This window comes from Kocuria sp. LHG3120, assembly GCF_049897445.1.
Classification (GTDB): Bacteria; Actinomycetota; Actinomycetes; order Actinomycetales; family Micrococcaceae; genus Kocuria; species Kocuria rosea.
The window spans coordinates 258,624-281,737 of record NZ_JAFCWG010000001.1 but is presented as its reverse complement, the minus strand read 5'-3'; the positions used below and the strand labels follow the sequence as shown (position 1 = coordinate 281,737).

Annotated in this window: 18 protein-coding genes; 12 read left to right on the top strand and 6 right to left on the bottom strand. The window is 76.0% G+C overall.

Annotation, left to right across the window (positions count from 1 at the left end; genetic code table 11):
• Positions 1-46: 46 nt before the first annotated feature.
• Positions 47-538 carry a DUF3515 family protein gene (locus ACP7CD_RS01300; RefSeq protein ID WP_017833184.1) on the bottom strand — a complete coding sequence of 164 codons (492 nt, stop codon included), beginning with the start codon at positions 536-538 and terminating at the stop codon, positions 47-49.
• 64 nt (positions 539-602) lie between these two features.
• Here ACP7CD_RS01300 and thiL point away from each other — a divergent pair, with 64 nt between their 5' ends.
• The 5 genes from thiL to ACP7CD_RS01275 all read left to right on the top strand — a co-directional run bounded on the left by thiL (position 603) and on the right by ACP7CD_RS01275 (position 7,030).
• A complete protein-coding gene (gene thiL / locus ACP7CD_RS01295) occupies positions 603-1,706 on the top strand; it encodes a thiamine-phosphate kinase (RefSeq protein ID WP_217905563.1) in 1,104 nt (367 codons plus the stop codon).
• Positions 1,696-2,655, top strand: coding sequence for a DAK2 domain-containing protein (locus tag ACP7CD_RS01290; protein ID WP_313960165.1), 960 nt, complete (start codon positions 1,696-1,698; stop codon positions 2,653-2,655). The genes thiL and ACP7CD_RS01290 overlap by 11 nt, the downstream gene beginning before the upstream one ends.
• Positions 2,656-2,667: 12 nt before the next feature.
• A complete protein-coding gene (locus ACP7CD_RS01285) occupies positions 2,668-4,965 on the top strand; it encodes an ATP-dependent DNA helicase RecG (RefSeq protein ID WP_017833181.1) in 2,298 nt (765 codons plus the stop codon).
• A 50-nt stretch (positions 4,966-5,015) separates the two neighbouring features.
• Positions 5,016-5,615: a 16S rRNA (guanine(966)-N(2))-methyltransferase RsmD gene (rsmD, locus tag ACP7CD_RS01280; RefSeq protein WP_426118539.1), complete on the top strand. Its 600-nt coding sequence runs from the start codon at positions 5,016-5,018 to the stop codon at positions 5,613-5,615.
• Between the two features lie 89 nt (positions 5,616-5,704).
• Positions 5,705-7,030 carry a UDP-glucose dehydrogenase family protein gene (locus tag ACP7CD_RS01275; RefSeq protein WP_126350230.1) on the top strand — a complete coding sequence of 442 codons (1,326 nt, stop codon included), beginning with the start codon at positions 5,705-5,707 and terminating at the stop codon, positions 7,028-7,030.
• A 96-nt stretch (positions 7,031-7,126) separates the two neighbouring features.
• On the opposite strand, the gene ACP7CD_RS01270 is transcribed toward ACP7CD_RS01275, so the two are convergent.
• Both ACP7CD_RS01270 and ACP7CD_RS01265 read right to left on the bottom strand, forming a co-directional pair.
• Positions 7,127-8,359: an aminotransferase class I/II-fold pyridoxal phosphate-dependent enzyme gene (locus tag ACP7CD_RS01270; protein WP_052133054.1), complete on the bottom strand. Its 1,233-nt coding sequence runs from the start codon at positions 8,357-8,359 to the stop codon at positions 7,127-7,129.
• 28 nt (positions 8,360-8,387) lie between these two features.
• The gene (locus ACP7CD_RS01265) at positions 8,388-9,716 is read right to left on the bottom strand and encodes a wax ester/triacylglycerol synthase domain-containing protein (RefSeq protein ID WP_426118536.1); all 1,329 of its coding nucleotides are present in this window, start codon (positions 9,714-9,716) and stop codon (positions 8,388-8,390) included.
• 83 nt (positions 9,717-9,799) lie between these two features.
• Between ACP7CD_RS01265 and coaD the strand changes: the two genes are divergently transcribed.
• The 6 genes from coaD (at position 9,800) to ACP7CD_RS01235 (ending at position 13,950) form a co-directional block, all read left to right on the top strand.
• The gene (coaD, locus tag ACP7CD_RS01260; RefSeq protein ID WP_031282901.1) at positions 9,800-10,267 is read left to right on the top strand and encodes a pantetheine-phosphate adenylyltransferase; all 468 of its coding nucleotides are present in this window, start codon (positions 9,800-9,802) and stop codon (positions 10,265-10,267) included.
• Positions 10,268-10,437: 170 nt separating this feature from the next.
• Positions 10,438-10,950: a YceD family protein gene (locus ACP7CD_RS01255; protein WP_165440247.1), complete on the top strand. Its 513-nt coding sequence runs from the start codon at positions 10,438-10,440 to the stop codon at positions 10,948-10,950.
• 2 nt (positions 10,951-10,952) lie between these two features.
• A complete protein-coding gene (gene rpmF, locus ACP7CD_RS01250; protein WP_031282896.1) occupies positions 10,953-11,156 on the top strand; it encodes a 50S ribosomal protein L32 in 204 nt (67 codons plus the stop codon).
• Positions 11,157-11,161: 5 nt separating this feature from the next.
• A complete protein-coding gene (gene rnc / locus ACP7CD_RS01245) occupies positions 11,162-11,860 on the top strand; it encodes a ribonuclease III (RefSeq protein ID WP_017833173.1) in 699 nt (232 codons plus the stop codon).
• A gap of 20 nt (positions 11,861-11,880) precedes the next feature.
• On the top strand, positions 11,881-12,822 hold the full coding sequence (mutM, locus tag ACP7CD_RS01240; RefSeq protein ID WP_426118533.1) for a bifunctional DNA-formamidopyrimidine glycosylase/DNA-(apurinic or apyrimidinic site) lyase: 942 nt from the start codon (positions 11,881-11,883) through the stop codon (positions 12,820-12,822).
• Positions 12,823-12,906: 84 nt separating this feature from the next.
• Complete coding sequence (locus ACP7CD_RS01235; protein WP_017833171.1) at positions 12,907-13,950, top strand: NAD(P)-dependent alcohol dehydrogenase; 1,044 nt, start codon at positions 12,907-12,909, stop codon at positions 13,948-13,950.
• A gap of 102 nt (positions 13,951-14,052) precedes the next feature.
• Here the strand turns inward: ACP7CD_RS01235 and ACP7CD_RS01230 are convergent, their stop codons facing one another.
• The 3 genes from ACP7CD_RS01230 to ACP7CD_RS01220 all read right to left on the bottom strand — a co-directional run bounded on the left by ACP7CD_RS01230 (position 14,053) and on the right by ACP7CD_RS01220 (position 19,072).
• The gene (locus ACP7CD_RS01230) at positions 14,053-15,228 is read right to left on the bottom strand and encodes an NAD-dependent epimerase/dehydratase family protein (protein WP_109268002.1); all 1,176 of its coding nucleotides are present in this window, start codon (positions 15,226-15,228) and stop codon (positions 14,053-14,055) included.
• Positions 15,225-17,912, bottom strand: a complete 2,688-nt coding sequence (locus ACP7CD_RS01225; protein ID WP_426119031.1) for an alpha/beta fold hydrolase — start codon at positions 17,910-17,912, stop codon at positions 15,225-15,227. Before ACP7CD_RS01225 ends, ACP7CD_RS01230 begins: the two co-directional genes overlap by 4 nt.
• Before the next feature lie 134 nt (positions 17,913-18,046).
• Positions 18,047-19,072, bottom strand: coding sequence for a 3-oxoacyl-ACP synthase III (locus ACP7CD_RS01220; RefSeq protein WP_035929796.1), 1,026 nt, complete (start codon positions 19,070-19,072; stop codon positions 18,047-18,049).
• Positions 19,073-19,408: 336 nt separating this feature from the next.
• On the opposite strand from ACP7CD_RS01220, the gene smc reads away from it, so the two are divergent.
• Positions 19,409-23,092: a chromosome segregation protein SMC gene (gene smc / locus ACP7CD_RS01215; protein WP_426118530.1), complete on the top strand. Its 3,684-nt coding sequence runs from the start codon at positions 19,409-19,411 to the stop codon at positions 23,090-23,092.
• Positions 23,093-23,114 lie beyond the last annotated feature (22 nt).

The following is a 23,114-nucleotide window of genomic DNA, read 5'->3' as shown; positions in this document are numbered from 1 at the left end:
CGGGACGTCCCGGGGGAGGGGACGGACTCCTCCGTCCGGCCCCGGCTCAGAGGCCCTCCACGGTGTCCTGGAGGTCCAGGCACCGGCGCTCGGCGGGGATCTGCTCCACCGCGGAGCCCAGCTCGACCAGCAGGGTGGAGGAGGCCACGGCGGTGCTGTCGAAGACCACCTCGACGGCCGGGTCCCGGCCGTAGGTCGTGGCGGTCCAGGTGCTCCCGTCCTCGTCCTGGCGGATCAGCCAGTCGACGTCGTTGACGGAGGAGCAGGCGTCCGTGGTGGGCCCGGGCGGGGTCACGCCGCACCGCACGACCGCCGCCGTGGGCTCGCCGTAGGCCGTGGTGGCCTGGCTGGTGGTCTCGCGCCTCACGTGCTCGCCGACGGTCTCCGGCATGGCCAGCATCGCCGGGGCGCACCCCGGGTCGGCGGCGTTCTCGGCGGGGTCCACGGTGACGGCGGGGGAGCACCCCGCGAGGACCGCCACCAGGGCTCCCGCCCCCAGCAGGGCACGGGCGGATCGGGACAGGGAGGGCGAGGGCATGCCCCCAGCGTAATCCTCGGGGGCGCCCGTTCCCGCGTCCGGGGCCGTCGTTAGGATGAGCGCCATGACCCGACCCCCAGCGGAGCCGTCCCCCGTGCCCGACGCCCCGCCCGGTCCGGGGCCCACCGTCGGGGAGCTCTCCGAGGCCGAGCTGCTGGCCAGGGTGCTCCCGCTGCTCCTGCGCCCCGCCCCCCGCCCCGGAGCGGACCTGGTGCTGCTCGGCCCCGGCGACGACTGCGCCGTGGTCGCGGCCCCGGACGGGCGGTACGTGATCACCACGGACACCCAGGTGCAGGACCAGGACTTCCGGCTCGCCTGGACCGGCGGCGCGGTCACCACGGGCTACGACACCGGGGTGAAGTGCGCGGCGCAGAACCTCGCCGACGTCGCCGCGATGGGCGCCGTCCCGTCGGCCGCCGTCGTCTCGCTCACCCTGCCGCCGGGCACGCCCGTGTCCTGGCCCGAGGACTTCGCCCGCGGCCTCCTGGCCGGGTTCGAGGCCATGGGCGCGGACCGCTGCGCCGTGGTCGGCGGGGACCTGGGCGCTGGCCGGGAGCTGTCGGTCACCGCCACGGTGACGGGCGACCTCGAGGGCCGGGACCCGGTGCGCCGCTCCGGGGCGGGCGAGGGCGGCACTGTGGCGCTCGCCGGGACCACCGGGCGGGCGGCCGCGGGCGTCGCGCTGCTCGAGGACCGCCGCTACCGGCCCGGCCGGGACGCGCTCCTGGACGGGCTCGCGGCGGCGCAGCTGCGGCCGTGCGCCCCGGTGACCGCCGGCCCCGCGGCCGCCCGCGCCGGCGCCACCGCGATGATCGACCTCTCCGACGGCCTGCTCCGTGACGCCGGGCGGGTCGCTGCCGCCAGCGGCGTCGTCGTCGACCTCGACGGCGCGGCCGTGGCCGGCCTCGCCGAGCCCCTGCGCCCGGCCGCCCGGCTGCTCGGCGCCGACCCCCGCGACTGGGTGCTGACCGGGGGCGAGGACCACGGGCTGCTCGCCGTCTTCCCCCGGGGCGTGCCGCTGCCGGGGATGTTCCGTGCGATAGGCTCGTGTGCGCCCGCGCCCCCCGCGCACGACGACACCCTCCCCCGGGTGCTGCTCGACGGACGAGCGCCGCACCTCGCTCTCGGGCACCCGGTCGGCGAAGGATGGGATCACTTTGAACCATAGGATCGGATCGAACGCGGCCGTCATGCGGCGGTGGCTCGACCTGGCCCACCGTGATCTCGTGCGCCACAGCCCCGTCCTCAACGCCCTCAACGTCTTCCCGGTCGCGGACGCCGACACCGGGACCAACCTCGCGACCACCGTGCGCGCCGCCGCCGAGGCCGCCGCCGTGCTCGAGACCGGCGACGTCGGGGAGCTGCTCTCCCTCGCCGGCCAGGCCGCCCTCGAGGAGGCCCGCGGCAACTCGGGCACCCTGTTCTCCGTCTTCCTCACGGCCGTGGGCCGCTCCCTCGAGGGGAGCACCAGGATGAGCGCCGAGTCCGTCCGGCTGGCCCTGCACGCCGGCCACGTGCGCGCCTGGAGCGTCCTGACGGACCCCGTGGACGGGACCATGCTCTCCGTCCTGGAGGCCGCCGCCGCCGTGCCCGTGCCGCAGGGCGTGGAGGACGGGTCCAACCAGCAGCTCAAGGAGTTCCTGGCCGCCGTCAGCACCGCCGCCCGCGCCGCGGTCCTCGTCACCCCGGACCAGCTCGAGATCCTGCGCGAGACCGGCACGGTCGACGCCGGCGCCCTGGGCATGCTCGTGGTCTTCGACGCCCTGGCCCGCACCGTGGGCGGCGACGACGCCGGCGACGAGAACGCCCTCGACGCGCTGATCGACGCCGCCGCGGCCCGGGCCGCCGGCGCCGGGGACGCCCCGCACACCGTGCACGGCGGCGTGGAGGTGATGTGCACCGTGGAGCTCACCCCGCTGGACGCCGCGGAGCTGCGCCACGAGCTCAGCGAAGTGGGCACCAGCGTGATCATGAGCGCGGTGACCGAGACGGGGGACGGCTACCGCTGGCGCGTGCACGTCCACGTGCCGCGGCCCGAGGACGCCCTCACCGTGATCGGCGCCCGCGGCAAGGCCGTGAACCTCACGGTGACCTCCCTCTCGGAGGCGGACGGATGAGGCACCCCTGAGATGACCCCGACCCACGGCGGCGGGGCGTTCCCCGACCCGGTCTCCGAGCTCGACCAGCCGCTGGCCCGGCTGCTGGGGCGGACCACGGCCGACCAGCTGGCCCGGCAGCTCTCGGTGTCCACGATCGGGCAGCTGCTCGACCACTTCCCCCGCCGGTACATGCCGCGGGGCGAGCTCACCCCGTTCTCGGAGCTGCGCATCGACCAGCAGGTCACCATCGTGGCCGAGGTCGTGCACGCCTCCACCCGCCAGATGCGCTCGCGGCGCGGGTCCATCACGGACGTGGTGATCACGGACCGCGTCTCCTCCGACCCGCAGCGGCTCTTCGCGGACGGCGACCCGGGCCCCGGCCGGACGATGCGGCTGAGCTTCTTCAACGCCTGGACCGCCGCCAGGGACCTGCCCCCCGGAACGCACGCCCTGTTCTCCGGGAAGGTCGGGCTGTACAACGGCGGCGTGACCATGACGAACCCGCACTACGCGATCCTCGACCCGGACGCCCCGGAGGCCGGGGAGACCGCCGAGGAGCGGGCGGGCCGGCCCATCCCGATCTACCCGGCCACGGCCAAGCTGACCACGGACAAGATCGCCCGCGCCGTGCACTCGCTGCTGCCCGTCGTGGACTTCGGGGCCGTCCCGGACCCGCTGCCGGACGGGATCCGGGAGCGGGAAGGGCTCATGGGGCTCGAGGAGGCGTACTGGCAGGTCCACCGCCCGAGGGACACCCGGGCGCACGGGGAGGCGCGCCGCCGGTTCCGCTACCAGGAGGCGTTCCTGCTCCAGTGCGCCCTGGCTCGCCGCCGCGCCGAGCTCGCCGCCCACCCCACGACCGCCCGCCCGGGCGTCCCCGCGGGGGTGCTCGCCCGGTTCGACGCCGGGCTGCCCTTCGAGCTCACCGCCGGGCAGCGGACCGTTGGGGAGGAGCTCGCCGCGGAGCTCGCGGGCACCCGCCCCATGAACCGGCTGCTCCAGGGCGACGTCGGCTCGGGCAAGACGCTCGTGGCCCTGCGCGCGATGCTGCAGGTCGTGGACTCCGGCGCGCAGGCCGCGCTGCTGGCCCCCACCGAGGTGCTCGCCGCCCAGCACCACGGCTCCGTGGTCCGCTCCCTGGGCCCGCTCGCGCAGGCCGGCCTGCTCGGCGGGGACCCGGACGGCACGCAGGTCGTGCTGCTCACGGGGTCCATGGGCGCCGCGGCGCGCAGGCGGGCCCTGCTGCGGATCGCGTCGGGGGAGGCCGGGATCGTCATCGGCACCCACGCCCTGCTCTCCGAGGTCGTCCAGTTCGCCGACCTCGGACTGGTCGTGGTGGACGAGCAGCACCGCTTCGGCGTCGAGCAGCGCGACCGGCTGCGGGACAAGGCCGGGCGGCCCCCGCACCTGCTGGTGATGACCGCGACCCCCATCCCGCGCACCGTGGCGATGACCGTCTTCGGCGACCTGGACGTCTCCGTCCTCGACGAGCTCCCGGCCGGCCGGCAGCCGATCGCCACCCACACCGTGGGGCTCGTGGAGCACCCGGGCTGGGAGCGGCGCCTGTGGCGGCGCGCCCGGGAGGAGATCGACGCGGGCCGCCAGGTCTACGTGGTCGCGCCCAAGATCGGCGACGACGACGAGCCCCCGCCCCACGCCTCCCTCGCGGAGTCCGCACTCGCGGCGGCCTCCGAGGACGAGGAGTCCGAGGCGACGATGGCGTCCGTCACCTGGCTCGCCGAGCTCGTGGCCGCCGAGCCCGTCCTGGCCGGCGTGCGCGCCGAGGTGCTGCACGGCCGGCTCGACACGGACCGGAAGTCCCGCCTCATGGAGGAGTTCGCGGCCGGGGACGTGCAGCTGCTCGTGTGCACCACCGTGGTCGAGGTCGGCGTGGACGTGCCCAACGCCACGCTGATGATCATCGTCGACGCCGACCGGTTCGGCATCTCCCAGCTGCACCAGCTGCGCGGCCGGATCGGGCGCGGCGGGCACGCCGGGACGTGCCTGCTCGTCACCCGGCGCCCCGCCGAGCACCCGTCGCGGGAGCGGATCGAGGTGGTGGCCGGGTCCACGGACGGCTTCGAGCTGGCCCGGGCGGACCTCGAGCTGCGCCGCGAGGGCGACATCCTCGGCGCCGCGCAGTCCGGCGGCCGCTCCACCCTGCGCCTGCTGCGGGCCCTCGACGACGCCGAGCTCATCGAGCGCGCCCGCCGGGACGCCGTGACGATCCTGGGCGAGGACCCCCAGCTGCTGGAGCACCCCGAACTGGCCGAGGCCATCGAGCGCTACCTCGACCCGGACGCCGAGGCGTTCCTGGACCGGGGCTGAGCCCCCGTGCCGCCGAGCCGCGTGCCGCCGGGCACCCGAGAGGAGCACCCATGAGCAGGATCATCGCCGGGGCCGCCGGGGGGCTGCGCCTGCAGTCCGTGCCGGGCCGGGACACCCGGCCCACCACCGACCGGGGCAAGGAGTCCCTCTTCGCGCGGCTCGAGGCGTGGGGCATGCTCCGGGACGCCAGGGTCCTCGACCTCTTCGCGGGCTCCGGGGCCCTCGGCTGCGAGGCCGCGAGCCGCGGCGCGGCCGCCGTGACCCTCGTGGAGCGGCACGCGGGCGCGGCGCGGGTCTGCCGCGCCAACGCCGCGACGGTCCACCGGGCCCTCGGGCGCGAGGACGTCGTCACGGTCCGGCACGGGGCGGTGGGCGGCTACCTCGCGGATCCCGCCGAGGGGCCGTGGGACCTCGTGCTGGCCGACCCGCCCTACCCCCTGCCGGAGGCGGAGCTCGCCGCGGTCCTCGCCCCGCTGGTGGGCCGGCTGCGGGAGGGCGGGGTGCTCGTGGTCGAGCGCTCCACCCGGTCCCCGGAGCCCGGCTGGCCGGCCGGGCTGCGCCGCTTCGAGCAGAAGCGGCACGGGGAGACCACCGTGTGGTTCGCCGAGACGGACGTCACATCGTCCGCGTCCCCCGGCGCGCCGGACTGACACCTGCGCCGCTGGGCGCACCCCCTTTGACAAGATTCGACAGGCAGCATCGAGCCCGGGTCAGCGCCCGGGAGGAACGGAGGACGTCCATGAGGATCACGGTTCTGGGAACGGGCTACCTGGGGGCCACGCACGCCGCGTCGATGGCGGAGATGGGCTTCGAGGTGCTGGGGCTGGACGTGGACCCCGAGAAGGTCGACGCCCTGTCCCGCGGCGAGCTGCCCTTCCACGAGCCGGGCCTGGGCGAGCTGCTGCGCAAGCACGTGGGCACCGGCCGGCTGCGCTTCACCACGAGCTACGAGGAGGCCGGCGCCTTCGGCGACGTCCACTTCGTCGGGGTCGGCACCCCGCAGCGGGCCGGGAGCTTCGCGGCGGACATGCGCTACGTCGACGCCGCGGTCGGCTCCATCGCCGCGGCCGCCACGAAGGACTGCGTGATCGCCGGCAAGTCCACGGTCCCCGTGGGCTCCGCCCGCCGCCTGGCGGACCTGGCGAAGGCCTCGGCGCGGGAGGGCGTGGACGTGTCCCTGGTGTGGAACCCCGAGTTCCTGCGCGAGGGCTACGCCGTGGAGGACACCCTGGCCCCGGACCGGATGGTGCTGGGCTGTCAGGACCCGGCCGCCGAGGCCGTGATGCGCCGGGTCTACGCCCGGCAGCTGGCGGCCGGCGTCCCGCTGATCGTCACCGACTTCGAGACCGCCGAGCTCGTCAAGGTCGCGGCCAATGCCTTCCTGGCCACCAAGATCTCCTTCATCAACGCCCTGTCCGAGCTCACCGAGGCGGTCGGCGGGGACATCCGCACCCTGGCCGACGCGATCGGCCTCGACGAGCGGATCGGGCGCAAGTTCCTCAACGCCGGCGTGGGCTTCGGCGGCGGCTGCCTGCCGAAGGACATCCGCGCCCTGCGCGCCAGGGCCGCGGAGCTCGGGGTGGAGCAGTCGGTGCGCTTCCTCGCGGAGGTCGACGACATCAACGTCCGCCGCCGCGGCCACACGGTGGAGACGGTCACCCAGATGCTGGGCGGGACCGTGGTGGGCCGGCAGGTCGCCGTGCTCGGGGCGGCCTTCAAGCCGGACTCCGACGACGTGCGCGACTCCCCGGCCCTGGACATCGCCGCCCGGCTGCACTCGATCGGCGCCGAGGTGGCCGTCTACGACCCCAAGGCCAACGCCAACGCCGCCAAGCGCTATCCGCGCCTGGACTACGTGGACTCCCTCGAGGCCGCCGTCACCGGGGCCGAGGTCGTGGTGCTGCTGACCGAGTGGGCCGAGTTCAAGGCGATGACCCCGGAGCAGCTCGACCCGCTGGTGGCCGTCCCGCAGATCCTCGACGGCCGCAACGTGCTCGACCCCGACCGCTGGACCGCGGCCGGCTTCACCTACCGGGCCCTGGGCCGCCGGGCGAGCGCCGTCTGAGCCGCGGCGCGCGGGGCGGCGTCCCGCGCGCCGGTTCCCCGCCGCCGGGGAGCCGGCACGAGGGCGGGCGGCGAGCTCCCCGCCGTGCGGACCGGCTCAGCCGGCCAGCTGCCGCCCGGCCCGCTCCAGGACGTCCAGGCGCTTGCCGAACGAGAAGCGCATCCAGGACGCGTAGCGCTCCCGGTGCTCCGCGGAGGCGAGGGCCGGCACGGGCACGCCCACCACACCGGCCCGCTCGGCCAGCACCGGCGCCAGGTGCGCGGCGTCCTCGACCCCGTACCGCTCGCACAGGCCGCGGACGTCCGCCACGACGAAGAACGTGCCCTGCGGCTCGAACGGCTCGGCGCCCGCCGCGGCCAGGCCCCGCACGAGCACGTCGCGCCGCCGCCGGAAGTCCTCCGTGAGCCGGTCGTAGAACCCGTCCGGCAGGCCCAGAGCGGTGGCCGCCCCGATCTGCAGCGGCGTGGCGGCGCTGTGCGTGAGATAGGCCTTCGTGGCGCGCACCGGGCCCACGAGGTGCGCCGGCCCGCTGACCCAGCCCACCCGCCAGCCCGTGACCGAGAAGGACTTGCCCACGGAGGACACGGTGAGGGTCCGTTCGAAGGCCCCCGGCAGCGCGGCGAGCGGCCGGTGCCCGCCGGCGTAGCGCAGGTGCTCGTAGACCTCGTCGGTCACCACCACGCAGTCGTGCTCGGCGGCGAGTCCGGCCACGCGGGCCAGGACGGCGTCGTCGAACACCGTCCCGGTCGGGTTGTGCGGGTCGTTGAGGATCACCATGCGGGTGCGGGGCCCGAAGGCCGCGGCGAGGCGGTCGAGGTCGGGGGAGAAGTGCGGCGGCTCGAGGGGGACCGTGACCAGCCGCGCACCGGCGAACTCCACCACGGCGCCGTAGAGGTCGTAGTGCGGCTCGAACACGACCACCTCGTCCCCGGGGCGCAGGAACGCGAGCAGGCTCGCGGCCAGCCCCTCGGACGCGCCCACGGTCACGACCACCCCGGAGGCCGGGTCCAGGTCGATCCCGTAGAACCGGTGCTGGTGCGCCGCGACGGCCTCCTGCAGCAGCGGCAGACCCGCCACCGGCGAGTACTGGTTGCCGCCGCCGTGCAGTGCGGCCGCCGCGGCGTCGAGCATCTCCCGCGGGCCGTCGACGTCCGGGAAGCCCTGGCCCAGGTTGATCGCGCCCGTGCGCGCGGCCAGCCGTGACATCTCCTCGAAGACGGTCCCGGTGAGCTCCCCGGTGCCGGTCAGCAGACCGCCCCCGCGGGCCATCCGCTCCCACGGGGGGCCGGACGTGTGCGTGGACGGGACGGCGGCGTCGGTGGCATCCATGGCCGCCAGTCTAGGGTCCCGCGGCGGCTCAGGGCGGCGGCCCGGCGCCGAGCCGCACGAGGGTCCCGGCCAGCCCCTCGACGAACACCGGGAGGTCCGGCACCACGTCGGCGTCGGCCACCACGTCGATGCCCAGGGTCCCCGCGTAGGAGACGACGCCCACGGCGAGGGCCAGGTTGCCCTGCACGGCGCCGAGCTGGAACAGCTCGAGCACCGGTGCCCCCGCGAAGAGCAGGGGCGCCGCGGGGCCGCGCACGTTGCTGAGCAGCACGTTGACGAGCCGCTGCCGGTCCATGACCCGGACCATCCAGCGCTGGGCCAGGCGGCCGCCCGGCCGGTACGGCGGACGGGTCCGCTGCCGGGAGGTGGTGGCCGCGATCCGCCGCAGCCCGGCCACCGGGTCGGGCTCGTCGACGGGCACGGCCACGACGCGCACACCGGCCCGGTTGCCGCCGGCGGGGTCCCCCGCCGCGCGCACGGAGGCGGCCACCGACACCTTCAGCTCCGGCACGCCGGCCAGCTCGCCGCGCGCGGCCAGCAGCCGCCGGGCGCCGCCCGCCACGGCGGTGAGCACCACGTCGTTGACCGTCCCGCCGTGCCGGTGGGCCAGCTCCCGGACCGCCGCCAGGTCGGCGCGCACCAGCACCGCCCGGCGCCGCGCGCCCACGGGCCGGTTGACGGACAGCGCCGGGGCGCGGCCCTCCGCGAGCGCGCCGCGGACCTGGGCCGCGGCGCCGAGCAGGCGGGCAGCGGCGCGGGCCGGAGCGCGGGCCGTGGCAGGGACGGGCGGCGGGCCGCCGCCCGTCCCCGGGCGACCCGGCGCGTCCGGGGCGCGCGGGGCGCCGCCGGGCGCGGGATCGAACAGGGGCGCGAGCAGGGTCAGCGCCGCGAGACCGTCGGCGAGCACGTGGTGCCACCGGATCAGCAGGCCGACCCGGCCGCCGGCGAGGCCGGGGAGCAGCCACAGCTCCCACAGGGGCCGGTCCCGGGGCAGCGGGACGGCGGCGATCCCGGCGCACACCCGGAGCAGGCTCTCCTCGTCCCCGGGCGGCGGCACCGGACGGCTGCGCACGTGCCGGGAGACGTCGAAGACCGGGTCGTCGAGCCACACGGGGCGTCCGCCCCCGGGGCGGGTGAGCAGCCGGCGAAGCGGCCGGACGTCCCGGGTGCGCCGCTCGACGTGCTCCCGCACCTCCGCCAGCCGGACGCGCCCGCCGGCATCGAGGAGGGGACCGGCCTCCAGGAGGGCCAGGGCCGCGACGTGCATGGGCACCCCGCGCCGCTCCACGCGGAGGTTGGCCTCGTCCAGGGCGCTGATCCGCTCCCCGGTCCGCGCCCGGCGGCACTGCATGCCCATGTCGGTGCTCCGCTCCGGCCGGAGGACTCCCTCGTCCACCACGGTACGCCGCCCCGGCACGGAGCGCCCCTAGGATGGCACCCATGCACCGAGCGATCTGCCCCGGCTCCTTCGACCCCCTGCACAACGGACACGTGGAGGTCGTCGCGCGCGCCGCGGCGCTCTTCGACGAGGTCGTCGTCGCGGTCTCCACCAACCCGCACAAGCGCTACCGCTTCGACGCTGACCGGCGGCTGGCCCTGGTGGCGGAGAGCCTCGCGGACGTCGCCGGCGTCGTCGTCGAGCCCATGGGCGCGGGCCTGCTCGCGGAGTACGCGGCGCAGCGGGGGGCGGTGGCCCTGGTCAAGGGGCTGCGCTCGGGCGAGGACTTCGAGTACGAGGTGCCGATGGCCACGATGAACCGCCACCTCACGGGGGTGGAGACGGTCTTCCTGCCCGGCGACCCCCGGTTCCTGCACCTGTCCTCGACCCTCGTGAAGGAGGTCCAGGGCCTCGGCGGCGACGTCTCCGGGTTCGTGCCGGCGCCCGTGCTGCGGGCCCTGCAGGGCTGAGCGGGCGCGGCCCGTCCCGGCGCGCCCGGACCCGGCCCGTTTGAGAACGCGCAGGGCGGCACGCTAACATGGTCTGTCGGTCAGAATTTCACCAGGAGTCAGTCATCAGTCGCGAGAACAGTTCGCCCCTCACCATCGGTGTCCGGGACCTCGAGCACCGCCCGGGGACGATGCGACGCCTGGAAGAAGTTGTGCCCGCGCCGGAGAACTTCGGCAACGCACTCATCGGCGCCCCGGAGGGCTCGGACATCGACCTGGACCTCCGGCTGGAATCCGTCCACGACGGGATCCTGGTGTCCGGCACGGCCGCCGTGGCCATCCACGGCGAGTGCAGCCGGTGCCTCGACCCGATCGACTACGATCTGGACGTCGACGTGCAGGAGCTCTACGTCTTCGACCCCGCCGCCGACGGCGGGGAGGACTCCGAGGACGACCAGATGTATGAAGTTCAGGACGAGACCATCGACCTCGAGCCCATGCTTCGGGACGCAGTGATCACGCAGCTGCCGTTCCAACCGGTGTGCCGGGAGGACTGCCAGGGGTTGTGCGCCCAGTGCGGCGCGCGCCTGGAGGACGACCCGGGACACCACCACGAGGTGCTCGATCCTCGCTGGAGCGCCCTGTCGGGGCTGCTCGAGCAGGACACCTCGACCCAGACGACCGAACCGAGAGAAGAGAGATAGCCGTGGCTGTTCCGAAGCGGAAAATGTCCCGTGCCAACACCCGTGCACGCCGTTCGCAGTGGAAGGCGACCGCGCCCAAGCTGGTCAAGACCGTCGAGAACGGCAAGGTCACCTACAGCCTGCCGCACCAGGCGAAGGTCGTGACCGACTCCGCCGGCACCGCGCTGTTCCTGGAGTACAAGGGCCGCAAGGTGGCCGACGCCTGACCACGGTGACCTCCACCGCGACACCTCAGGACCTGCTGGAGCGTCTCGGCGTCGACATCGACGCCGGGACGCTTCGTCTTGCCCTGACCCACCGCTCCTACGCGTACGAGCACGAGGGGCAGGGCCACAACGAGCGGCTCGAGTTCCTCGGGGACTCCGTGCTGGGTCTCGCGGTCACCGACGAGATCTTCCACCGCTACCCCGACGACTCCGAGGGCAACCTCGCGAAGATCCGCTCGGCCGTGGTCAGCACCCGCACGCTCGCCGACCTCGCCCGGTCCCTGGACGTGGGCCCCCACATCCGCCTGGGCAAGGGCGAGGTGCGCACCAACGGGCACGAGAAGGCCTCGATCCTCGCCGACACCATGGAGGCGCTGATCGGCGCCGTGTACGTGAGCACCGGCCTCGACGCGGCCCGGGCCTTCGTGCTGCGGCTCGTGGTCCCCCTGCTCGAGGACGGCTTCGTCATGAGCGAGGGCCGGGACTGGAAGACCGAGATCCAGGAGCTCGCGGCGGCCCGCGCCCTGGGCCCCGTGCGCTACGCCGTGGAGGGCACGGGCCCCGACCACGACCGCCGCTACGAGGCGCACGTGCTCGTCGGCGGTCAGGACCACGGCACGGGCACCGGCACCACCAAGAAGGAGGCCGAGCGCTCCGCCGCGGCGCAGGCCTACGCGACTCTGGTGGCCCGCCGCGGTGGCTGAGCGCACGCCCCGGAGCGCCCGTGCCTGAGCTGCCCGAGGTCGAGGTGGTCCGCCGCGGGGTGGAGCGCTGGGTGGTCGGCCGCCGGATCGAGTCCGTGCAGGTCCTGGACCCCCGCTCGGTGCGCCGCCACGAGCCCGGCCCCGTCTCCTTCGGCCACGAGCTCGACGGCGCGGTCGTGGCCGACGCGGTGCGCCGCGGCAAGTTCCTGTGGCTGCCGCTGACCGGGGCGAACGGCGCCCCGCCGCAGGAGGCGCTGCTGGTGCACCTGGGGATGAGCGGGCAGCTGCTGGTCAAGGACGCCGGGCTGCCCGACGAGAAGCACCTCAAGGTGCGGCTGGGCCTGTCCGAGCGCCCCGGCACCCCGGCGGAGCTGCGCTTCGTGGACCAGCGGATCTTTGGCGGCATGCTCCTCGACCGGCTCGTCCCCACCGACGACGGCGCCCCGGGCGGCCGCTCGGCCACGGGCGTCCCGCTGGTGCCCGCCCGGGCCGCCCACATCGCCCGGGACCCGCTGGACCCCGCCTTCGACGCGGAGCGCCTCCACGACCGGCTGCGCCGGCGCCGGACCGGGCTCAAGCGCGCGCTGCTGGACCAGGCGCTGGTCTCCGGGATCGGCAACATCTACGCGGACGAGGCCTTGTGGCAGGCGCGCCTGCACTGGGCGCGGCCCACCGACACGCTCCGGCGGCCCGAGACGCTGCGCCTTCTCGCGGCCGTCCGCGAGGTCATGGACCGCGCGCTGGCGGCCGGCGGGACGAGCTTCGACTCCCTCTACGTCAACGTCAACGGCGAGTCCGGCTACTTCGCCCGCTCCCTCTCCGCCTACGGCCGGGCCTCCCTGCCCTGCCCGCGCTGCGCGGAGGAGGGGCGGAACACCCTGATCGTGCGGGAGCAGTTCATGAACCGCTCCTCCTACCGCTGCCCGGTCTGCCAGCGCACGCCCCGCAACGCCCGGTTCTGAGACCGGGCACCCCGGGGACCCCTTCCGCCGCACCCGCACTGCTGCACGCACACTTCTGCACCCACACCCTCCGAGAAGCACCTCTTGCGCACCGTCAACGCCTACGCCGCCCCGTCCGCCGGCGCACCGCTGGTCCCGACCACTCTCGAGCGCCGGGACCTCGGCGCCCACGACGTCCTCATCGAGATCAAGTACGCCGGGATCTGCCACTCCGACCTGCACACCGTCCAGGGGGACTGGGGCCCCCAGCAGTACCCGCTGACCCCCGGGCACGAGATCGCCGGGATCGTCACCGAGGTCGGCGCCGGCGTCACCCGCCACGCGGTCGGCGACCGGGTCGGGGTCGGGTGCATGGTGAACTCCTGCGGCGAGTGCGCCAACTGCCGGGCCGGCGACGAGCAGTACTGCCTCGACGGCGCCGTGATGACCTACGGCGCCGAGGACCGCGACGGCACCGTCACCCAGGGCGGGTACTCCACCCACGTGGTGGTCACCGAGGACTTCGTGCTGCGCATCCCGGAGGGCATCGAGCTCGACGTCGCCGCGCCCCTGCTGTGCGCCGGCATCACCACCTTCTCCCCGCTGAACCACTGGAAGGCCGGCCCCGGCAAGAAGGTCGCCGTCGTGGGTCTGGGCGGGCTGGGGCACCTGGGCGTGAAGATCGCCCACGCCATGGGCGCGGAGGTCACGGTGCTCTCCCAGTCGCTGCGCAAGAAGGAGGCCGGGCTGGCCCTGGGCGCCGACGCCTACTACGCCACGAGCGACCCGCAGACGTTCGAGGAGCTGGCCGGGACCTTCGACCTGGTCCTCAACACGGTCAGCGCGAAGATCGACCTCGACGCCCACCTGTCGTTGCTGAACGTCAACGGGGCCATGGTCAACGTCGGCGCCCCGGCGGAGCCGCTGGACGTCAACGTGTTCTCGCTGCTGGCCAACCGCCGCACCTTCGCCGGGTCCATGATCGGCGGCATCGGGGAGACCCAGGAGATGCTCGACTTCTGCGCCGAGCACGGGGTGGGCGCCGAGATCGAGGTCATCTCGGCCGAGCAGATCAACGAGGCCTACGAGCGGGTGCAGAACTCGGACGTGCGCTACCGGTTCGTGATCGACACCGCCACGCTGGTCTGATCCCCGGCCCCGCGCACCCCCGGGGCGACCGCACGTGCGGCCGCCCCGGGGGTGCGCCGCGCGCAGACCGCCGACCGGCCCGCCGCCCGACGCGGCGGGGGATCAGCGGGCGGCGGTGGACCCGGTGGCGGGCATCGGGGCGTCGTGGGCGCCCAGGGGGTGGGTCCGGTAGTACTCGGCCAGCCGCGCCATGCCCTCCTCGACCGTCACGGACGGCGTCCAGTCGAGCACCTCGCGGGTGCTCTGCTGCTCGAACCAGTGGGCCGTGGACATCTGCTCGGCCAGGAAGGCCGTCATCGGCGGCTCGTCCGTCCCCGGGCGGACCGCCCACACCTTCTCGATGACCGTGCCCGCGAGGCGGGCCAGGACGCCGGGGATCCTGCGCGTGGGCGGCTCCACGCCGGCCGCCCGGCAGAAACCCGCCACGAGCTCGCCCACGGTGCGGGGCTGGCCGTTCGTGACCACCAGCGCCCGCCCGTGCGCCCACTCGATCCGCTCCAGCGCCCGCACGACCGCCTCGGCCGCGTTGTCCACGTAGGTGGTGTCGATCAGGGCCGCCCCGTGGTCCAGCAGCGGCAGCCGCCCCTTCGCGGCGCGGTCGACGATCCGCTCGACGAGCTGGGTGTCCCCGGGGCCCCACACGATGTGCGGGCGCACGGCCGTGACGCGCATCCCACGGCCGTCGGCCTCGAGCGCGAGCAGCTCGGCCGCGGCCTTGGACCGGGCGTAGTTGCCGCGGGCGTGCACGGGGTCGGCCGCCCGGGCGGGCTCGCCCACGATGGAGTCGCCCGTGTGGGCGACCGACGGCGAGGAGACGAACACCACGTTGTCCACGCCGGCCCGCCGCGCGGTCTCCAGGACCACGCGGGTGCCGGTGACGTTGGTCAGCACGAACTCGTCCCAGTCCCCGGCGAAGGAGACCTTGGCGGCGAGGTGCACGACGTCGTCGACGCCCTCCATGGCCCGCGCCACGGCGTCCGGGTCCGTGACCGAGCCCAGGACCTCCTCGACGTTCGGCTGGTCGGCCAGCGGCGCGTGCCGGCGCTGGAGCAGCCGGACCGTCCAGTGGCGGGCGGCGAGCAGCCGCGCCACGTGCTCCCCGAGCATCCCGGAGGCGCCGGTGACGAGCACCGTCCGCCCGTCGCCGGACAGCTCCTGCCGCCCGCGCTCCACCTCGTGGCTGCCGGTGCCGGCCGGCGGGGCGCCCTCCGTCACGGAGGCGTCGTAGGCGGGGACCTTGTCGTCGTGCGTGCCGTCCTGGCGGTGCTTGCCGTTCACGGGTTCCTGATCCTTCCTCCGGCCAGGGCGTGCTCCGCCCATCCGGCCAGCAGGGCTCGGTCGATCTTGGAGTTGTGCCGGATGTCGGTGGGGTGCTCGGGGACCACGAGCACGGCCGCGAGGTCCAGGCCCGTGGCCTCGCGCACGGCGGCGCGCACGGCACCGGAGAGCAGCGGGTCGGCGGGGCCCGGGCGCGGGGCCGCCGGGACGGTCTCCACGACGGCCACGGGCACCTGCGTGCCCGCCGGGCCGACCCCGACGACGGCGGTGCGGCCGACGCCGGGCACGGTCCGGGCCGCGTGCTCCGCGGCGACCGGCGTCAGCACGCCGCCGGCGGAGACGATGACGTGGGCGAGGCGGCCCTCGACCCACAGCCGCCCGGCGGCGTCGAAGTGCCCGACGTCCCCGGTGCGGTGCCAGCCGGGCAGCTGGGTGCTGAGGTGCTCCGTGTGCCAGAGCCTGTCGTAGCGGTCCTTGACGTGCGGGGCGCGGGCGACGATCTCACCCGTGACCCCGGGCTCGGTGGTGATCCCGTCGTCGGGGACGCCGTCCGGGCCCAGGGCGGTGACCCCCAGCTCGGCGCCGTGCACGGCGGTGCCCACGCACACGCCGTTGCCGACGCCGGCCACGGCGGATCCCGCGCTGTCCCCGCCGGCCTGCCGGATGGTCCCGAGGGTCACGTCCGTGAGGGGCAGCCCCTCGGTCATCCCGTAGGGGGTGTGCAGCGTCGCCGCGGGCACGAGCTCCTGCAGCTGCTCCAGGAGCGGCTCCGGGAGGGGTGCCCCGGCCGAGAGCACGAGCTCCACGAGCTCGAGCGCCCGCCGCTGCCCCTCGTCGAGCTCGTGCCGGGTCGCGAGGACGTTGGCGATCGCCGCGGGGGAGAGGAACACCGCCGTGGCCTGGATGGCCGAGGCGGCGTCGGCCAGGGCGCGGGCGGTGAGGGTCTTCGGCGCGGTCACGTCCATGTCCGGGGTCACGGACGTGGTGCCCATGGCGGGCCCGAGCAGCGCGAAGGGCGCGAAGCCTGCCACGAGCCCCGTGCCGGCGGTGAGCCCGTACGTGCCGCGCACGGCGTCCCGCATGGCGGAGAGCTGACGGTGGGTGTAGACGACGCCCTTGGCCGGGCCCGTGGACCCGGAGGTGAACAGCACCGCGGCGTCCGCGTCCGGGTCCGGCGCGGGCAGGTCGGCGCGCGGGGCCGAGTCCAGCAGCGCGGGGACGTCGTGCGCCACGCCGAGGGCCCGGCGGGACACGGGGTCGAGGGCCTCGAGCGAGATCCGGGTGCCCGGCCAGCCGAGGGCCCGGCCGGCGACGAGCGCCCTGCGGATGCCCACGAGCCAGGCCGGGGCGGCCCCCCGCAGCGCCCGGGTGAGGCCCTTGGGGCCGAGTCCGGAGTCCGCCACGACGACGACCGCGCCGATGCGCAGGCACGCGTAGAGCAGCGCGGTGAGGTCGGAGCCCGGCGGCACCATGAGGCTCACGCGGTCCCCGGGGCGCACCCCGATGCCGGTGAGCCCCGCGGCGAGGCGGTCCACGCGGTCGGCGAGCTCCGCCCAGCTCAGGCTCGCCCGCACCGGGGCCGCGTGCGCCCCCGCGCCCGCGTCCCCGGAGGCGGGGGCCATGTCCACGACGGCGAGGCCGAGGTCGGCCCGCCGCGCGTCGAGCTCCGCGGGGAAGGGAACGTGCTCGCCGCGGGAGACGGCGCGCCGCTGCAGGTGCAGCTCGCGGCGGCGGGGGCCGGGGCCGAAGCGGTCCGCGAGCCAGGCCATCACCGGCGTCGCGACGTCCCGGTCCTCGGGCAGCAGGTGCAGGGCTCCCTCGTAGCGGTGGACGTCGGCGTGCGGCATGCGGCGCACGAGGTCCTGCAGGTAGCGCTCCTGGAACACGGGGTCGCCGATGCCCCACAGCAGCAGGGCGGGGACCTCGCGGGCGGCCACGCCGGCGGCGATCTGCTCGTAGCGGGCGTGCGAGGGGTGGTCCGGGGCGGCCGGGATGTCGGCCACGAAGTTGCGGATCGCCTCCCGCCGGGCGCGCGTGGCGTAGGGCGCCCGGTAGGCCGCCCGCACCTCGCGGGACAGGGACGGCTCCGCCAGTGCCAGGGCCACGTCGAGGAAGCTCGTGGTCCGCTCGGTGAGCAGCCCGTGCGCGGCCGGGGCCAGTGCCAGCCGCAGCGAGGCGGGGATCCGCTCGGCGTTGTCGTGGTGGACGGCGGTGTTGGTGAGGATCGTGGCGCGGTGGACATCCTGGTGCTCCAGGGCCCAGCCGGAGGACACGAGCCCGCCCCAGTCGTGGGCGAGGGTCACCACGGGGGCCTCGCTCGCGTCCAGGCCGAGCTCGGCCGTGAGGTCGCCCAGATCGCGGACCCGGTCGTCGAGGCGGCGGAAGAGCCCGGTCCGCTCGGAGAACCCCATGTCGAGCTGGTCCACGGCGATCACCCGCCAGGGGTTCGCGGGGTCCGTCCCGGCGGCCAGCACGTCGCGCCACAGGTAGGACCAGGTGGGATTGCCGTGCACGGCGAGGACCGTGCCCCGCGGGGTGAGGCCGGCGGCCTCCAGGGAGGCCGCGTTGTCGAGGACGTGCCAGCGGCGCCGCCGGCCGGGGACCGGCTCCACGGGGGCCGTCGAGGCCACCGTGACCGTGCGGGACCACGCCGGGTCCACCCCGGGCAGGGGGACCTCCGTCATGGGCAGCCGCGCCGCGTCCGGCCCTCCGGGCTGCTGAATCGTGGACGGTCGTGTGCGTGCCATGGTCGTGGGGCTCCTCGAGGGTGCGTCTCGTGCGGGGTGTCTGGGGCGGGCGCGGCGTCAGCGCCGGCGGTTCACCAGTCGATCTCCATGTAGGTCGCGTTGAGCCCGGAGCCCACGCCGAGCAGCAGCACGCGCTCGTCGGGCCGGAGCCGCTCGGCCTCCAGGGCGAGGGTCATCGGCAGCGCGGCGGCCGCGACGTTGCCCCAGAACGGGAAGGTCAGGGGGAACTTCTCCGGGTCGATCCCGACGTCCTGGAACAGCTTGTTGGTGTGGGACATGGAGACCTGGTGGCCGATGTAGCGGTCCATGTCCGCCCAGTCCCAGCCGTCCTCGTGCGCGTCGTGCCAAGCGTCCGCGAGCAGCCCCACGCCGTGCTTGAGCAGCCCCGTGGCGTCGGTGTACATGCCGTCGAAGCCCCCGATGCACAGCCCGTGGTGCTCGGTCGCGGACCGGGTCACGGACCCCGCGATGCGGTGGCCCTCCGGGTGCCGGTCGGCGGGGCCGACCACGGCGGCGGCCGCGCCGCAGCCGAGGGTCAGGGTGGCGAACTCGCGCACCACGTCCGCCCGGGTCACGTCCGGGCCCTGCAGCCGCTCGTACGTCTCGCGGTGCCAGGGGGTCGGGTCCTCGCCGGCGACGACGACGGCGTAGTCGATCGCGCCCGCGTCGATCATCGTGGACGCGATCGTGAGCCCGTTGACGAAGCCCAGGCACGCGTTGGTGACGTCGAAGTTCAGGGCGGAGGGGGCCAGGCCGAGCCGGTGGTGCACGGACACCGAGACCGCGGGCTCGTAGCCGTCGCGGGTCACCGAGGCGTTGATCAGGAGCCCCACCTGGTCCGGGCGCACGCCCGCGCGGGCGAGGGCCGCCTCGCCCGCCTCCACGGCGCCGTCGGTGAAGTGGCGCCCGGGGGCCCAGACGCGCCGCTCGTTGACGCCCGCGAGCCGCTCGAGCAGGCCCTTCGGCATCTTCAGCCGGGCGAACGTGTCCGCCAGGACCTCGTCGGCGTGGGACGAGGGCACCACCTCGTCGGCCTCGACCTTGGTGATGGCCAGGAGGGCGGCGTTGCGGTGACGGATCGAGGAATTACCGGTCAAGGTCTCTGGCTTTCGTTAGGGTCTCGCCGACGCCCCGGCCCGCCCACGGAGGGCGCGGTCGCGGGGAGGGCAGGTCGTGCTGGTCGCGGCCAGTCTACCGGCCGGTTCCGCGGCGCCGACCGGGGCCCGGTCGTTTCTCTGTAGGCTGATCATCTTCTCCGCTCCTTGTCCCCGCTCCTCGTCCCCGCTCCTCGTCTCCGCCCGCGCCCGCTCCGGGCGGACCGGCGCTCCCTCCGGTGCGCGGCGCCCGGCCGGCGGCCGCGGGGCCGTCGGGGCGCGCGAGTACAGTGGTGGCGACCCCCTGCCCGCCACGCCCACCCAGGAGACCGGACACCCGTGCACCTGAAGACCCTGACCGTGCGGGGGTTCAAGTCCTTCGCCTCGGCCACCACCTTCGAGTTCGAGCCCGGGGTCACCGCCGTCGTCGGCCCCAACGGCTCGGGCAAGTCCAACGTGGTGGACGCCCTGGCGTGGGTCATGGGGGAGCAGGGCGCGAAGTCCCTGCGCGGCGGGAAGATGGAGGACGTCATCTTCGCCGGCACCGCCGGCCGGGCCCCGCTCGGCCGGGCCCACGTGTCGCTGACCATCGACAACGCCGACGGCGCGCTGCCCATCGAGTACTCCGAGGTCACGATCTCGCGCACGCTCTTCCGCTCGGGGGGCTCCGAGTACGCGATCAACGGCCGGCCGTGCCGGCTGCTCGACATCCAGGAGCTGCTCTCCGACTCCGGGCTGGGCCGGGAGATGCACGTCATCGTGGGCCAGGGCCAGCTCGACCGCATCCTGCACGCCACCCCGGAGGAGCGCCGCGGCTTCGTCGAGGAGGCGTCCGGGGTCCTCAAGCACCGGCGCCGCAAGGAGCGGACGCTGCGCAAGCTCGAGGCGATGCAGGCCAACCTCGACCGGCTCGAGGACCTCACCGCCGAGATCCGCCGCCAGCTCACCCCGCTGGGCCGGCAGGCCAGGACGGCCCGGCGCGCCCAGCGGATCCAGCACGACGTCCGCGACGCCCGCGCCCGGCTGCTGGCCGACGACCTCGTGCAGGCCCGCACGAGCCTCGCCGTCGACGAGGACGCCGAGCGCCGGCTGCGCGCCGAGCGCGCCGAGGCCGAGCAGGCCCTCGACACCGACCGCGCCCGGCAGGCCGACGTCGAGGCGCGCGCCGCCGAGGCGACCCCCGCCCTGAACGCCGCGCGGGACACGTGGTACCAGCTCACCGCCGTGCAGGAGCGCTACCGGTCCCTCGCCTCGCTCGCCGCCGAGCGGCGCCGGCTGCTCGGGTCCGCCGCCGAGCCCGCGGACCCCGGGCGGGACCCGGACCGGCTCGACGCCCAGGCGGCCCGCACCCGCGAGGAGCAGCACCAGCTCCTCGAGCAGGTCGAGGACGCCGTCGACGCCCTCGCCGAGGCCATCCAGGAGCGCGAGGACGCGGAGGCCGCGGCGCGCGACCAGGACGGCGTGGTCACCGGTCTGCTCCGGGCCGCCGCCGACCGCCGGGAGGGCACGGCCCGGCTCACCGGCGCGGTCGCGGCGGCCCGCTCCCGGGTCGAGGCGGCCGAGAACGAGCTCGCCCGCCTGCACGCCACCCACGCGGACGCCGGGCGGCGCCGGGTGCAGGCCGGCACCGAGGCGGACAACCTGGCGCTCGCGGCCCAGGACGCGGCCGGCGCCGCCGAACGGGCCCGCGCCCGCCACGAGCAGGACGCCGAGGCCGCCGCCGGGGCCCGCGCCGCCGCCCGGGAGGCCGAGGCCGCGGCCCAGGAGCTGCTGCGAGCCCACGACGCCCAGCGCGCCCGCGCCGAGACCCTGCGCGCCGCCCTGCGCCAGCCCGACGGCTCCGCGGCGGTCCTCGACGGGCACGCCGACGCCGTGCTCGGCGCCGTCGTCGACCTCGTCGACGTCGAGCCCGGCTGGGAGCGGGCGGTCACCGCCGCCATGGGCCCCTTCGCCGAGGCCCTCGCCGTGCGCTCCCACGGCGCGGCCGTCTCCGTCTTCGAGTCCCTGCGCGCCGACGGCGTGGGCCGGGTGCACCTGCTGGTGGCCGCCGGCGCCCCGGACCGGTCCGGCCCCGCCCCGGCGCTCCCCGACCGTCCCGGGGTCCGGCCCGCCGCCGCGGTGCTGCGGGACGGCGAGGGCGCCGGCCCGGGCGACGACGACGCGCGGCGCGGAGCGGCCGCCGTCCGGGCCCTGCTGGCCGCGACCGTGCTCACGGAGGACGCCGCCACGGCCGCCCGGATCGTGGCCGACCGACCCGAGCTGACGGCCGTCACCCGGGGCGGCGACGTGTTCACGGGCAGCAGCGCCTGGGGCGGCGCCGCGGAGGCGGCCGGCACGCTCGAGACCCGCGCCGCGGCCGAGGCCGCCGAGGCGGAGCGGGCCGAGCTCGCCGCGGCCCTCGACCGGGCGCGGGCCGCCTCCGGCGCGGCGGCCGCGGCACGGGATGCCGCCCGCCGGGCCGCCGAGGAGACCGCGGGGCTGCTGCGCGCCGCCGAGCGCACGGCGGACCGGGCCGCGTCCGAGCTCTCCCGGGTCCGGGCCGTGCTGGACTCGGCCGAGGCGGAGACCCGGCGCTACGACGAGCAGGTCGCGGCCGCGCGGGAGCACCTGGCCAGGGAGCAGGAGCGGCTGCGCGAGGCCGCCGAGCGGCTCGGGGCCGCCGAGGAGCACGGCGAGGAGGACACCGAGACCGTCCAGCTCGAGGCCGCCGCCCGGCGCGACGAGCTGCACCGGGCCGCCACGACGGCCCGCACCGCGGAGACGGAGGCCCGGCTCGCCCTGCGCTCCCTCGAGGAGCAGGCCCGGGCCCTCGGCAACCGGGCCGCGTCCCAGGAGCGGGCCGCCGCCGCCGAGCGCCGGGCGCGGGAGGAGGCGGAGCGGCGGGCCCGGCGCCGCCGGATCCAGGCCCGCAACGCCGAGGCGGTGCTCGCCGGCGCCGAGCAGCTGCTCGAGCTCGTGGCGGCGTCCGCGGCGGTCGCCGCCGCGGAGCGGAACCGGGCCGAGGCCGTCCGCGCCGGGCTGGACGCGGAGCTGACGGACCTGCGCGCCGCCAACGACCGGCTCGCCGCGCGGCTCGCCGGGCTCACCGACTCCGTGCACCGGGACGAGCTGGCCCGCACCCAGCAGCGCGCCCGGATCCAGGCCCTGGAGGACCGCTCCCTCGAGGAGCTGGGGCTCACCCCGGACGCGCTCGTGGAGCACTACGGGCCGCACCTGCTGATCCCCGACCTCGACCCCGGCGCCGGCTCCGACCGCGGCCCCGGGGCGCCGCAGGACGACGCGCCGGCGGCGGCCGAGGACGGCCAGGACGCCCTGTTCGGCGTCGCGTCCGGCGACCCGGCCGAGGCTGCGGGAGGCGCCCCCTACGTGCGCGCCCAGCAGGAGGCGCGGCTGCGCCGGGCCGAGAAGGAGCTCGCCTCCCTGGGGCGGGTGAACCCGCTGGCGCTGGAGGAGTTCGCCGCCCTCGAGGAGCGCCACCGCTTCCTGGCCGAGCAGCTCGAGGACCTCAAGCGTTCGCGGCAGGACCTGCGCAGCATCATCCGCGACGTCGACGAGCACGTGGAGCGCGTCTTCGCGGAGGCCTACGCCGACACCGCCCGGGAGTTCGAGGGCGTCTTCGCCACCCTGTTCCCGGGCGGGGAGGGCCGGCTGCGCCTCACCGACCCCACGGACATGCTCAGCACCGGGATCGACGTGGAGGCGCGCCCGGCCGGCAAGAAGATCAAGCGGCTGTCCCTGCTCTCCGGCGGGGAGCGGTCGCTGACGGCGATCGCGCTGCTCGTGGCGATCTTCAAGGCCCGCCCCTCGCCCTTCTACGTCATGGACGAGGTCGAGGCGGCTCTCGACGACCGCAACCTCGGGCGGCTGCTGAGCATCTTCCGCCAGCTGCAGGAGACCTCGCAGCTGATCATCATCACCCACCAGAAGCGGACCATGGAGATCGCCGACGCCCTCTACGGGGTCGCGATGCGCGGGGACGGCGTGACCACCGTGATCGGGCAGCGGCTCGCCGAACTGCGCTGAGCCCGCCGTGCTCGTGACCGGG

Excerpts from the sequence above, each read along its gene's own strand:
- ACP7CD_RS01300 (WP_017833184.1), bottom strand. The coding sequence starts at position 538 with ATGCCCTCGCCCTCCCTGTCCCGATCCGCCCGTGCCCTGCTGGGGGCG.
- thiL (WP_217905563.1), top strand. The coding sequence starts at position 603 with ATGACCCGACCCCCAGCGGAGCCGTCCCCCGTGCCCGACGCCCCGCCC.
- ACP7CD_RS01285 (WP_017833181.1), top strand. The coding sequence starts at position 2,668 with ATGACCCCGACCCACGGCGGCGGGGCGTTCCCCGACCCGGTCTCCGAG.
- rsmD (WP_426118539.1), top strand. The coding sequence starts at position 5,016 with ATGAGCAGGATCATCGCCGGGGCCGCCGGGGGGCTGCGCCTGCAGTCC.
- ACP7CD_RS01275 (WP_126350230.1), top strand. The coding sequence starts at position 5,705 with ATGAGGATCACGGTTCTGGGAACGGGCTACCTGGGGGCCACGCACGCC.
- ACP7CD_RS01270 (WP_052133054.1), bottom strand. The coding sequence starts at position 8,359 with ATGGATGCCACCGACGCCGCCGTCCCGTCCACGCACACGTCCGGCCCC.
- ACP7CD_RS01265 (WP_426118536.1), bottom strand. The coding sequence starts at position 9,716 with ATGGGCATGCAGTGCCGCCGGGCGCGGACCGGGGAGCGGATCAGCGCC.
- coaD (WP_031282901.1), top strand. The coding sequence starts at position 9,800 with ATGCACCGAGCGATCTGCCCCGGCTCCTTCGACCCCCTGCACAACGGA.
- ACP7CD_RS01255 (WP_165440247.1), top strand. The coding sequence starts at position 10,438 with ATGCGACGCCTGGAAGAAGTTGTGCCCGCGCCGGAGAACTTCGGCAAC.
- ACP7CD_RS01225 (WP_426119031.1), bottom strand. The coding sequence starts at position 17,912 with ATGACGGAGGTCCCCCTGCCCGGGGTGGACCCGGCGTGGTCCCGCACG.